Origin of the sequence: Chromohalobacter sp. 48-RD10 (genome assembly GCF_029889785.1) — a bacterium.
GTDB lineage: Bacteria > Pseudomonadota > Gammaproteobacteria > Pseudomonadales > Halomonadaceae > Chromohalobacter.
In genome coordinates, this window is the sequence record NZ_JARANX010000001.1 from 483,215 (window position 1) to 496,072 (window position 12,858).

The window sequence follows — 12,858 nt, forward strand, 5'->3', positions numbered from 1 at the left end:
TATTCCTGGAAGTTATTTGTGGGAATGGCCTTAGATACTTTTTGATCTATGCAGACAAGGAAAGCTCATGGTTCGCTGGTGGCTGACACTGCTACTCGTCAATGCCGCACTCATCGCCACGGCGATCCCTCGCCTGGGCGTCGCCGCCATGCCCTGGCTGGCGCTGGAGGGCCTGATTCTGGTCGGCGTGCTGAGCCTATGGCCTCGGCAGCGCCTGTCGCGCCGACTTTTGGCATACGTCAGTGCCGCGCTGATCGTGCTGGCACTGGCCTGTGCGCTGGGCGATACGATCACCCAGGAGATCCAGGGCCGGCCACTCAACCTCTATCTCGATCCCTCGCAGGTACCGATCCTGCTGGAGTTGTTGCGCGACAACCTAGGCCTACCGATCAGTATCGCACTGGTGACCGCGACGCTCCTGGCGCTGCTGGCCATCGGCCTGGGCTTGGGGCATCTGCTGGCGAGCCTACCGCGCCACGGCGCACCTCGCCGCTGTGCCTGGGGCACGCTGATACTCGGCGCGGGGCTGGCGCTGCTCGGCTTGTGGCGCGACGCGGCCCCCGTCGGCACACCCGGCATCACGCTGCTCACCGACCAGGCCACCCGCACCTACGAGACCCGCGCCTCGCTGCGCGATTTCGACGCACGCCTGTCGACACGTGAATCCCCGCTCGATGCGCCGGGCGGTCAGCCCTTGCCCGAACTTGAAGGGCACGACGTTATTCTGGCGTTCGTGGAATCCTATGGCATGGCCGCGCTCGAACGTGAGCCTTTTGCCGGGCCGGTGAACGCCCGACTCGATGCCATGGCCGAGGCCTTCGCACAAGCCGGACTCAGCGTGGCCAGCGGCCGGCTCGTATCGCCCACGCTTGGCGGGCAGTCACGACTGGCGCATGCCAGCGTGCTCAGCGGATTATGGGTCGACTCCACATTGCGCTACGACCTCTTCCTCGAAAGCCCTCGAGCCACCTTGATCGACGACTTGGAGCGTACAGGGCATACCAGCGTCGCCATGATGCCGGCGATCTATCGCGACTGGCCGGCAGGACGGCGACTCGGTTACGACGAGATTCACGACGACGCACGGCTCGACTATCGCGGCCCGCGCCTGGGCTGGGTGACGATACCCGATCAGTTCGTCTGGCATCGCCTGCGCCAGGTACGCCGCGAGCATAGTGAGCCGCTGTTCGCCGAGCTGGCTCTGATTAGCAGCCACGCGCCCTGGGTACCGGTGATCGAACCGCTGCCCTGGGACGACCTCGACGACGGCCAAGCCTTCACGCGTTGGGAAGGCGAAGGCAGCGACTTCCTCGAGCTTTGGGGAGACAACGCCGGCATGCGGCAACGCTACGGCCCGGCGCTGGCCTATTCGCTGTCGGTCGCGAGGGAATACGCCGAGCGTTACGTGAACGACGAGACCCTACTGATCCTGCTCGGCGATCATCAGGCCGCACCAGGTATGCTAGGTGTTACGCCCAGCCGCGAGGTCCCCGTGCACATCATCAGTGGCGATCGCGCACTGATCGAACCGCTACTCGAGCACGGATTCCAACGCGGCATGCAACCACCCCAGGACACGTCCGCGCGCTCGATGGACGAGCTGCGCGGCTTACTGCATACCCTATATGGGTACGACGACACCTGACGCCGCCTTTCTGTTATAGGCGGTGTCAGGCAAAAGCGGTAGCTATAGGCGGTGTCAGGCAAAAGCGGTAGCGTTAAGCACGGGCCCGGTCACGGCGGTCCTTGAGCAAGCTCGCCACGCCAGTGACCACCAGCGTGCCAATGATGATGGTCATCGACAGCCAGATGGGAATCTCGGGAATCGCTTCGATGGGATGACCACCGTTGATGAACGGCAGCGTATTCTCGTGCAGCGCCTCGAGAACCAGTTTGACGCCGATGAAGCCCAGGATCACCGACAGCCCAAGCCCCAGATAGACCAGGCGTGACAGCAAGCCTCCCAGCAGGAAGTAAAGCTGCAACAATCCCAGCAACGCGAAAGCGTTAGCCGTGAAGACGATATACGGCTCACGCGTCAATCCATAGATGGCGGGAATGGAATCCAGCGCGAACACAAGATCGGTGAAACCCAACGCCACAATCACCATGAAAAGCGGCGTCACCAGGCGCTTGCCATCGACCTTCGTGATCAGGCGTTGGCCGTGATACTCCTTGGTGATAGGCAGCCAGCGCTGCGCCAGACGCACCGCCAGATTCGGGCGGTATTCCTCTTCTTCATCACTGTCTTCGAAGCTTTCCTTACCCAACTTGTAGGCCGTCCATAGCAGGAAGGCGCCGAAGATATAGAACACCCAACTGAACTGATGGATTGCCGCCGCGCCCACGGCAATGAAGACCCCGCGCATGACCAGGGCGATGACGATACCGATCAACAGCGCTTTCTGCTGATGGATACGCGGCACCGCGAACTTGCTCATGATGATCACGAACACGAACAGATTATCCACCGATAAGCTTTTCTCGGTGATGAAGCCGGCAAAATATTCCGCGCCGTGCTGTGCGCCCCACACCCACCAGAGCCCTGCGCCGAATACTATGGCCAAGGCGATATACACGCACGACCACGCGGCCGATTCCTTGAAGCTCGGTTCGTGCGGCTTACGGACATGAGAGACGAAATCGAAAACGAACAGCGCAATGATGCCAGCCACAGTGGCCAGCCATACCCACAGGGGGACGTACATAGGTCTACCTCCGGTCAACGGTCAACGTTGCCGAAGGTCTCTCCCGCTCGGCATGAGTGCCGAGCCGCTGTCACCGGGGCGTTGCGCCCGTGCTGACGATGACAACGCGAACTGACGGGCCGGGCGGCCCGCGTCGGGAATACTCCCCTTCCGCTGCGGCGCATTGTGGGGCGGCGCGCGTCGTAACGCAACGTTTATCGTCACGGCGCGCGCCTTTCTCCCTACGTGAGAAACCGGCGGTTTTCGGCTGAGGCACACTCAAACCACGCATCAGCGTGCGTGTGCGTCGCTCGGCAAAGTGACCGGTGAGTTGCTTAGTCTTCAACCGAGGATGAAGATCACGCAGGCGGCAGTGAGCGCCCCCATGGTCCCATTGAACACTCTCCAGGCGCGTGGCCCCTTGAGCCAGCGGCCAATGGCCGTGCCAAAGCCCGCCCAAAGCGCTATGCAAGGAAATCCCACGAGTTCAGCGAAACCCGCCAATACGAGCGCATTGACGACGGTGTTGCCGTCCTCGGGCAGGAAACTCGCCATTAACGTCAATCCCATTACCCAAGCCTTGGGATTGGCGAATTGGAAGGCGGCTGCTTGCCAAAAGCTGAGCGGTCGTCCTTCGCTCGCATCGAAGGAGGGTGGCGGCGCCGTTGCAATCCCCCAGGCCAGATACAGGAGATAGAGGCTGCCGATGACGCGCAGCAACGTCTGCACCAGCGGGAAACGCTCGAATACGACACCCAACCCCAGGGCCAACGACGAAAACAACAAAAAGCAGCCACCTATGATACCCAATAGATGCGGCAAGGTACGTCGAAAGCCGTAATTGGCCCCAGACGCGGTGAGCATCATGTTGTTGGGGCCTGGCGTGATGGTCATAGCGATCATGAACAGGGCGGCAGGCCCGAGGAGAGCCAAGGTTTCCATCTTAATTGTACCCCTACAATTTTTCATAACTGGTTTCAATTCACCGACTATTTCGAGCATAATGGGTACAATAAAGGCGTCAAAGGTTTTATTGTCACCATGACAATTTGGACACCCGAGCTGCCTGAAGGCGGCCCACGCTACCGGCGTATCGCCGAGGCCATTGCCAAGGGAATTGAACTTGGCGAACTCACCCCCGGTGATAAGCTACCGCCCCAGCGCCAGTTGGCCGATAGACTAGGCGTCACCATCGGTACCATCACCCGCGCCTACGCCACGGCCCACCACCAGGGCTGGTTAGACTCTCGAGTTGGCAGCGGTACCTATGTGCGCCAATCGATTGAGGAATCTCCTACCAGCTTCCGCGCCGGTGAGCCTCTCGATCGAGGCATGATCGACATGGGCATGAGTCTGCCGCCGCCCCACCCATCAAGAGCCCAAGGCCTGCAACGCGCGCTCGAGCACATCACCGCCTCACCCGGCGCCCTCCAGGTCGCCACGGAATATCAACCTGAGGCCGGTAACGAGACTCAGCGGGCGCGAATCGCCGCCTGGCAAGGTAGTCTCGGTTTCCCCGACGACCCGAGTCGGCTGGTGATTACGCAAGGTGGTCAGCACGGCATCCAGCTCGCCCTGCAGGTACTCTCCCAACCAGGTGACCTGGTGGCGGGGGATGCCCTTACGTATCCAGGGTTCATCTCCGCCGCCCAGCAGGCCCATCTACGATTGATGGCAGTGCCAATGGACGCCAACGGCCTGGACGTCGATGCCCTCGCCCGGTTGTGCGCTCGACAACCACCGCGTGTTCTCTACACCACTCCAGACCTCAACAATCCGACAGGGGCCCAGCTCGATGAAACACGCCGCGAGCAGCTGGTGGCCTTGGCGCGCGAGCACGACATCTGGCTGATTGAAGACGCCGTGCAATACCTGCCTTTAGCCAACCGTGGCACGCCGCTCGTCACGCTGGCCCCGGAACGCACGTTGCATATCTTCAGCACCTCCAAGGTACTGACCGGTGGGCTACGCATTGGCAGTCTTACAGTGCCAGAACGCCTCCTGGAACGCCTCGGAACGGCGATCCGCGCCCAGAGCTGGATGACGCCCCCCCTGATGGTGGAAGCGGCCTGCCATTGGATGGAGGATCCCGGCAGTCGAGCACTATTGCATTGGCAGATCGATGAGCTTGCCGCCCGCCGCGAACTAGTGCTGGAGCACTTGGCCGCCTATGAACCGCTAAGCCACGAGGGGTCGTCGATAGTATGGTTACCACTGCCGTCAGGGCGGCGCAGCAGCGAGTTGCAGATCCTGCTAGCACGACGTGGCGTCAAGGTCTCCACCCCAGAGCCATTCTGCATGGGAAGCGAACCAGCGCCTCAAGCTCTACGGCTGTGTCTAGGGCCGCCCGTCGACCGTGAATCGCTAGCGCAAGCACTAACGATCATCGACGAGGTCCTCGCAGAACCCCAGACATCTCCCTGGCAGACTCTTTAAGCCCATGTTTTAAATACCAACATGTTTCAAGTACCAAGCAACTGCTGATCATCTAGAGCGCTTATCGCTCGCCCAAGCACAGCCACCCAACCGAACCACAAAAAACCGCCGGTCGATCCGGCGGTTTCTGGTCGTGGCATATTGTCGTGATGCGTCAGCTCGTGCGGGAAGCACTCGGCAAGGCCGCGGGTTCGCTCGCACCCTGGTCACGCTCGCGCAGGGTGAAGGCGCCGACGGTCTCGGCGAGGCGCTGTGACTGGGCCTTGAGTTCGGCGGCGGCAGTGGCGCTTTCCTCGACCATGGCGGCGTTCTGCTGCGTCATGTTGTCCAGATCGGTAACCGCCACGTTGACCTGGCCGATGCCGTCACGCTGCTCGCTGGTCGCGGCGCTGATCTCGTTGAGCACATCCGTGACGCGCGTCACGCCATCGACGATCTCATTCATCGCCGTGCCTGCGCTACGCGCCAGTTCGGCACCGCTCTGAGTCTTGCTCGAAGCATTGTCGATCAACGACTTGATCTCACGCGCCGCCTCGGCACTGCGCGTGGCGAGCTGGCGCACCTCGCTGGCGACCACTGCGAAGCCACGCCCTTCCTCGCCGGCACGCGCCGCCTCCACGGAAGCGTTCAGGGCCAGCAGATTGGTCTGGAAGGCGATGCCATCCATGGTGGTGACGATCTCGGCGACTTGCTGCGAAGCCGTTTCGATCTCGTCCATGGTCTTGACCACGTCTCCAACGACCTCGCCACCGCGCGTCGCTGACTGACTGGCCGATTCGGCCAGGGCGCTGGCCTGACTCGCCGAGTCCGCAGTATGCGAGACGGTACTGGTCAATTCCTCCATCGAAGCCGAGGTTTCCTGCAAGCTGGAGGCAGTAGTATCCGTGCGGCCGGCGAGATCCTGGCTCGCCGAGGCGATCTCCGAGGACGCCACTCGGACCGAATCGCTGCTGTCGCGGACATCCAGCAGCACATCGTTCATCTTGTCGGCGAAGGCGTTGAATTGCGTGGCCAGCTCGGCGATCTCGTTACGCCCGCGCACCGGCAAACGCTGGGTCAGGTCGCCGCCGCCGGAGGCGATATCGCGCATGCGCCCGGCCAATTGGCGCAACGGCCGCGACAGGCTGCCGCCCAGCAACCAACTCACCACCAACCCCAGCATCGCGATGACCGCACCCACCGCGATCATGCCCATCATATCGGCCTGGCGCTGATCCTCGAGAGCCGCCTGAAGGTTATCGGCACCCGCCATGACCACATCGGCCGGTAGACGAATCATCACCTTCCACGGCTCGCTGCCTTCCATCAGTTGGAACGGCCAGTACAGCTCGATCATCTCGCCCGAAGCGTCGCGTACCGGATCGCCCGCGCTGACACGCTCCAGCTTCGCGCTAATGGCCTCATCGAAGACAGCCTCGGCTTGCTTGCCCGCCGTCTCGCCATGCCCGGTATAGGCGGTCACGCCACCGCGCGGCGCGATCAGCGCCATTTCTCCGGCACCGTTAAATAGCGTCCGATTAGCCTCATTCAACAGGGTCTGGATAAAGTCTACCGACAGATCGACACCAGCGCTGCCCCGGAACTCGCCATCGACCATTACCGGCACGTTGAACGAGGTCACCATTAAGGTCTTGCCGTTGTAATCGTACGGCGCGGGATCGATGACACAGGGCGCCTGGGTCTCGCGTGGGCATAGATAGTATTCGCCCTCGCGCACGCCGCTGTCCTGAAGCGTCTCGCTTTCCATTGTCTCGCCGAGAGGCAGCACCTCGATATCACCATCCTCGGTGCGATACCACCACGGCATGAAGCGGCCATTGGAGCCATAGCCTGCGTCTTCACGGCCCGTGTAATCGCTGTCATTACCGAAGGCGTTGGGCTCCCAACCGATGAAAGCATCCAACAGATCGGAGTTTTCCGCCACCGTGTCACGGACGACGTTCGACAGCTCCTCGCGGGTCAGCGAGACGCCCTCATCCTCGCCCATCAGCTCATTGAGCGAGGCCAGGTTACGCGCCTGACCCAGTGCCTGATTCAGGCGGGTCTTGATCCGCTCGGCCTGGGTCGAGGCCACGGCATCCAGACGCTGTTCGATGTTCTGCTCGAGCAACTCACGGGTCTGTTGGTCGACGACCTCCGCCGAGCGAGAATTAGCAAAGGTCGCATAGCCGACCAAGGCCACCACCAGCACCACGATGCAAGCCCCGACGAGCGTCGCGACCAGGGTGCGAATCGACTTGAAATGCATGCTCACACCTCCCGCCGTGACGGCTCGTTGGGGAAACATGCAAAAGGCAACGACGCCGATACGGCACCGCCCGCCACGTGGTAGCACATGGGCAAGCAAGACAACATGGAAACGATCTCGTTTAGGATAGGATTCGAACGGGAAGGAGCATGGAACCGATGCCCTATGCCATACGTATCGACACATTACGCGTAAACTTTAAGGCAGAGCGTGAGGCACCCCCGTACCCACTGAGCCTGCCGGCTATGGAGCCGGGCCTACACCACCTCGATCAAGAGTCGCACAGCCCTTGCTTGTAATAGCGTCGGGGGTTTTGCACACTGCCTCGCGTTGGCGCCGATGCAAGACGCACCGCTGGCAGCATGCCCAACGACGACAACAGGGAATGTGGTATGTCCAATGCCTCCAGGCTCTCCGCGACCCCGCAAGACAACAGCTCGTCCACGTCCTCCGCGTCCGGAGACCGCCTGCACGACCTGCTCCTACGTGTCACCCAGAGTGACCGCCGGGCCTTCGCCCAACTCTACGAGGCCACCTCGGCGAAACTCTACGGCACGGTGCTACGTATCTTGAAGGAACAGGGGCGGACGGACGACGTCGTCCAGGAAGCGTATGTCACGATCTGGCAGAAAGCGACACAATTCGAAGCCGAGCGAGCCTCGCCGATTGCCTGGATGGTGGCCATCGCCCGCCATGCCGCCATCGACGAGCTGCGCCGCCAGCCCCGAGCGCCACACGAGTCGGAAGAGTCGCTGTCGCACATGGCCGCCGACACGCCCAGTGCCCGCGAACACATCGAATATGAGCAGGACGCCCGGCGGTTGCACGCCTGCCTGGAGGAGCTCGAGACTGACCGGCAGGACATGGTGCGCCTTGCGTATCTGGACGGCTGGTCACGCGCTGACCTGGCGACGTATTTCGAACAACCGGTGAATACCGTCAAGACCTGGCTCCATCGAGCCTTGAAGCAACTCAAGGGATGTCTGGCACCATGACCGATCACGACGATATCGACATGCTGGCTGCCGAATACGTGCTAGGCACCCTCGAGGCCGACGAACGCGCCGAGGTGGCACAACGGCGAGAGCACGACACCGACCTGGACGCGCGCATTCACGCCTGGGAAGCCCGTCTCGCCCCGCTCGGTGACGAAGTCCGGACGGTCGCTCCGGGGCCGGACCTGCTGGCAAGGATCGAGCGTCGCCTCGACGAGCTCGAGACGACTTCTCGAACAAAACCTGAGCCGGAAGCCGACGCAAGCGGTACAGCGCAGCTAATCGTACTGCGCCGCCGCCTGGGATTCTGGCGCGGAAGCACCGCCCTGGCGACGGCCGCGGCGCTGGTGCTAGCCGTGCTTCTGCTCCCGCCCCTCGGTGAATCGCCGGAAGAACCACCCTTCGTGGCCGTATTCCAGCAGGACGACCAGCAGCCCGCCTTCATGCTTTCCGTCGACCTCGACAGCCGCCGGCTCGACGTACGACCGGTGACGGCCAAGCCGCTACCGGACCGCACCTACCAGCTATGGATCAAGGCCGACTCGCTCGGGCCCAAGCCCCGCTCGGTGGGCGTGTTGAACGACGACTTGAGCCTGCCGGCCGACGCCCTCAGCGACTACGACTCCGATCTACTCAAGCAGGCCACCTTCGGCATCAGCATCGAGCCCCCGGGCGGCTCTCCCACCGGCCAGCCGACGGGCCGCGCGATTCACGGCTACCTCTATCCCACCGATCGGGAAGCGACATCGCAACACCTGTGATTTTTTTCGCACCGAGGTGAAACCTTGTGCGCGCTCTCCTCGTAACTAGAAGCACGCCCATCCAACTACTTCGCAACGATGGGGCGTGCTCGGAACTCAAGGAGAGAATGATGATGACCAAATTCATGGCAAGCGCATTCGTATCCGCCACCCTGCTCGCCGGCGCCTCTCTGGCCCAGGCGGAAATGCACGGTGACATGCACCCACAGGTCTGGGCCGACGATCAGTCCGTCTCCGGCGGCACGGTCACCGCGGAAAAGGTCACGGCGGACAGCAACGGCTGGCTGGTGGTCCACCGCACCGACGAGAGCATGAAGCCAGGCCCCGTGGTCGGTCACGCCCCGCTCAAGGAAGGCGAAAACATGGACGTCACCGCGCTGCTGACTGAAGACGTCAGTGCCGGCGATCACCTGATGCTGATGGTCCACAGCGAAGAAGGCGGCATGGAGCCCGGCGTGTTCGAGTACACCCTCGGCGCCAAGAAAGACGGCCCCATCAAGATGGACGGTGAGCTGGTCACCAAGACCATCACCGCGCAGTAACCGTTCTCCGGCATGCCGAGAAACGGAAGGGGCCTGCGGGCCCCTTTTTGATGCCTCGCGTCGCCAAGGATTGCGCCCTCTCCTTCCAATCCGTAACTCCGCGCCCTCATGGGTAAGCACTTTCATCACCCTTTGCTCCCTAGGGCTCGCCAGAGTCTCGACACGGCCTCTCACACAATAGAGGACACTGGGGACAGACAGACCACGTGAAGTACAGGCTTCGCCCTTGCCCGTGTCGCGCGAACCTTTAGACGCGGCGTGACAAGAACAGTCCCATAGACTCCGGCAAATACCATAGCAGGCACTACACCAACGACTTCTTGCGTCTTCCACCACCTGTACCGGATTGGATGGGTGATTTCGATACCGACTAGTTGTTGGCTGTATTAGCATGCCGCCTATCAGATGAGCATGTTATCTCCACGACCGGGAGCACACTGGATGTCTTACTCGTTTAACGATCACGGGCGCGGCCTGCTCCTAGTCACCATCGGCGTTACCGTCTTAAGCATCGACAGCCTGCTGGTTCGCCTGGCAGCTACCGACGGCTGGAACATCATCTTCTGGCGAGGCGGCCTGATGGGGTTATCGCTCGGCTTGCTATGTCTGAGAGGACGTCGGTTGGCGACCTTGCGCGGTAACCTCGGAAAGTCGTTGGCTTCCGCGCTACTGTTGGCCGTGACGTCCTGCCTGTTCGTGCTCGCTGTCATGAACACCAAAGTGGCGAATGTCGTCGTCATCCTGAGTGCCGCACCGCTTTTTGCTGCCTTTTTCACGCGGTGTTTCCTGCTTGAGCCAGTGGCGTTGCGCACCTGGTTAGCAATCGCGTTGGCCATGTTAGGGATGCTACTGGTCTTCTTTGGCTCCCTCAGTGGAGAAGGGTTTGTCGGCGATATCTATGCGCTGATTGCGGCGACGGCTATCGGCGGCAACCTGACCCTGTTACGCCGTCATCCCCATCTCGACAGGATTCCGCCTATTGCCATCGGCGGAGGTATATCGGCAGTGGTGGCCTTGCCGATGGCGACGCCACTGGCACTCGCCCCGCAAAGCTATGGCGTTCTCGCCCTGATGGGGCTATTGCAGATGCCACTGGCCACTGCATTGATCAATAGTGCGACCCGTTATCTGCCTTCGACGGAGGTGGCTCTTTTCTATCTGGTGGAAACCTTGCTGGGCACTTTATGGGCCTGGTGGTGGCTGGGTGAACAACCTCCACACGCCACCCTCTTCGGCGGTTCGTTGATCCTGCTGACCCTCTTCGTCAATGCCTGGCTTGGTTTGCGTTCTTCGGGTACTGGATGCGTCCGACGATATGGCGTAGGCAGCGAATGAGATGGCGTAGCGCTGACCAGGCCGCTCGCCGATGCTGTTGTTGGCGGCATGCGGAATGCGCACGATCTCGGCCTGGGTACCATCGATCGTATGACCGAGAATCCACCCGTCATCGCGGCAATGCGCATACATGTCCTGCTTAAAGTAATCGCAGTGCCCGCACGACGTGATGCAAGAGATCAGGACCGCGAGGCCACTGACGCCCCCGCCGACCTCCTCGATCACCCCGATACCCTCATGCCCCAGAGTACGGCCCGACGTCACCGCCGGCACATCGCCCTTGAGGATGTGCAGGTCGGTGCCGCAAATGGTGGTATGCGTCACCCACACGACGGCATCCGTGGGTTGCTCGATTGCGGGCCGCTCCCTCTCCTTCCAGGCCCGCTGCCCCACTCCCTCATAGACAAGCGCTTTCATGTCGACCTCCACGGATCACGCCCACCGCGACTCGGCAGGCACTCGGCGGACTCAATGAACAAGTGCAACACCTGAACCATCAGGTACGTTATCCCCATGACTCATTGCTACTGCCACCTTACCGCTGAAGAACGTGCCACTATCATGCTGATGCGTGGCGCTTACTCGATACGTGCCATCGCACAGCACCTTGGGCGCGCTGTCAGTACCATTTCTCGGGGGCTGGCTCGACATACGGTACCCACGCAACCAGGCGACGACGCTAGCCTCGCGGGCTTCAGAGCAACACTGTCGCGGCGTCTACCACGGCGACCATCAAAGCTGCGTCCTGGGACACCATTATGCGACCTGGTGACCTATCTGTTACGTAAGTACTGGTCGCCCAAGCAAATCGCCCTCACACGGAAGCGTATGTACCCAGATGACGCGACACGCCAAGTCTCACACGAATCTATCTACAACGCGCTCTATGTGATGCCACGAGGCTCGCTGAAAAAGGAGCTCATTGCTTGCCTTCGGCAGGGCAAGGGGAAGAGACGTCCACGTAGTCGTGGTAAGGATCGCCGCCATCAGATCCCAGACCTGGTCAGTATTCATCTTCGGCCACCCGAGATCGAAGATCGACTCATGCCGGGGCATTGGGAAGGAGACCTCATCATGGGAGCCAGCAATCGATCTGCTGTGTGGACCTTGGTAGAACGTACGACACGGTTCCTGATCCTGGTCAAAATGGATAGCACCACGGCAACGGACGCCGTGGTCGGCTTTAGTGACAAGCTGAACCGTGTGCCACGCGCTTTGCGGCTGTCGATGACCTATGACCAGGGGAGCGAGATGGTCAAGCATGCGACAATCACACAGCGCACAGGGACGGCCATCTACTTCGCCGATCCACACAGCCCATGGCAGCGAGGGTCGAATGAGGATACCAACGGCCTGCTTCGACAGTATCTACCCAAGGGCACAGATCTATCGGTTTACACCCAAGAGGAACTCGACGAGATGGCAGATTCACTCAACACGAGGCCTCGAGAGGCCTTGGATGCGAAGACGCCATTGGAAGTGTATGCGGAAATTCTCAAGAAGTCGGTGTCCGAACCTTCAACACACCAATAGTGTTGCGCTTGGAGTTTGAATCCGCCCAAATTGCCGTTCTGCTTTCCTCATTCACCACAACAACACACTGTGCTCTCATGATCGCTCATGCTATCGAGTACAGCGTCGGTGACCACCTTCCCCAGCGAGGCGTTGCTTCTCGAAATCATGGGCTTGCCGGCGTCCACCTCGCTGACGTAGGTCCTGCCTTCTCCAAGCAGCCGGCCCATACAGGCACTAGACGAATGCCCCTTGAGAGTGATGCCCACGCACCATGCGTATCTGCTCAGTTTCACGTAACCTAGCGTAAAAATTTATAAGTAATCTATGAACGCAGCAGGG

The 12,858-nt window shown here is 61.1% G+C and carries 10 protein-coding genes and 1 pseudogene; 7 read left to right on the forward strand and 4 right to left on the reverse strand.

The window, feature by feature from the left end; genetic code table 11:
- The first annotated feature begins 67 nt into the window (after positions 1–67).
- Complete coding sequence (locus OP496_RS02155) at positions 68–1,645, forward strand: hypothetical protein (protein ID WP_280561729.1); 1,578 nt, start codon at positions 68–70, stop codon at positions 1,643–1,645.
- Positions 1,646–1,718: 73 nt separating this feature from the next.
- Here OP496_RS02155 and OP496_RS02160 read toward each other — a convergent pair whose 3' ends face one another.
- On the reverse strand, positions 1,719–2,708 hold the full coding sequence (locus tag OP496_RS02160; protein ID WP_280561730.1) for a TerC/Alx family metal homeostasis membrane protein: 990 nt from the start codon (positions 2,706–2,708) through the stop codon (positions 1,719–1,721).
- 321 nt (positions 2,709–3,029) lie between these two features.
- On the reverse strand, positions 3,030–3,629 hold the full coding sequence (locus OP496_RS02165) for a LysE family translocator (protein ID WP_280561731.1): 600 nt from the start codon (positions 3,627–3,629) through the stop codon (positions 3,030–3,032).
- A gap of 99 nt (positions 3,630–3,728) precedes the next feature.
- Here OP496_RS02165 and OP496_RS02170 point away from each other — a divergent pair, with 99 nt between their 5' ends.
- The gene (locus tag OP496_RS02170) at positions 3,729–5,123 is read left to right on the forward strand and encodes a PLP-dependent aminotransferase family protein (protein WP_280561732.1); all 1,395 of its coding nucleotides are present in this window, start codon (positions 3,729–3,731) and stop codon (positions 5,121–5,123) included.
- A gap of 154 nt (positions 5,124–5,277) precedes the next feature.
- On the opposite strand, the gene OP496_RS02175 is transcribed toward OP496_RS02170, so the two are convergent.
- A complete protein-coding gene (locus tag OP496_RS02175) occupies positions 5,278–7,371 on the reverse strand; it encodes a methyl-accepting chemotaxis protein (RefSeq protein ID WP_280561733.1) in 2,094 nt (697 codons plus the stop codon).
- A gap of 392 nt (positions 7,372–7,763) precedes the next feature.
- Between OP496_RS02175 and OP496_RS02180 the strand changes: the two genes are divergently transcribed.
- From OP496_RS02180 to OP496_RS02195, 4 genes are all read left to right on the forward strand, one after another.
- On the forward strand, positions 7,764–8,366 hold the full coding sequence (locus tag OP496_RS02180) for a sigma-70 family RNA polymerase sigma factor (protein WP_280561734.1): 603 nt from the start codon (positions 7,764–7,766) through the stop codon (positions 8,364–8,366).
- Positions 8,351–9,127 (forward strand): anti-sigma factor, encoded by a 777-nt coding sequence (locus OP496_RS02185; RefSeq protein WP_280561736.1) that lies wholly within the window; start codon positions 8,351–8,353, stop codon positions 9,125–9,127. The genes OP496_RS02180 and OP496_RS02185 overlap by 16 nt, the downstream gene beginning before the upstream one ends.
- A gap of 110 nt (positions 9,128–9,237) precedes the next feature.
- The gene (locus OP496_RS02190) at positions 9,238–9,669 is read left to right on the forward strand and encodes a hypothetical protein (protein WP_280561737.1); all 432 of its coding nucleotides are present in this window, start codon (positions 9,238–9,240) and stop codon (positions 9,667–9,669) included.
- A gap of 441 nt (positions 9,670–10,110) precedes the next feature.
- Positions 10,111–11,004, forward strand: coding sequence for a DMT family transporter (locus OP496_RS02195; protein ID WP_280561738.1), 894 nt, complete (start codon positions 10,111–10,113; stop codon positions 11,002–11,004).
- Between the two features lie 57 nt (positions 11,005–11,061).
- Here the strand turns inward: OP496_RS02195 and OP496_RS02200 are convergent.
- Positions 11,062–11,421: pseudogene (locus OP496_RS02200) on the reverse strand (alcohol dehydrogenase catalytic domain-containing protein); the annotation flags it as partial.
- A gap of 96 nt (positions 11,422–11,517) precedes the next feature.
- On the opposite strand from OP496_RS02200, the gene OP496_RS02205 reads away from it, so the two are divergent.
- The gene (locus tag OP496_RS02205; protein WP_280561739.1) at positions 11,518–12,537 is read left to right on the forward strand and encodes an IS30 family transposase; all 1,020 of its coding nucleotides are present in this window, start codon (positions 11,518–11,520) and stop codon (positions 12,535–12,537) included.
- Positions 12,538–12,858 lie beyond the last annotated feature (321 nt).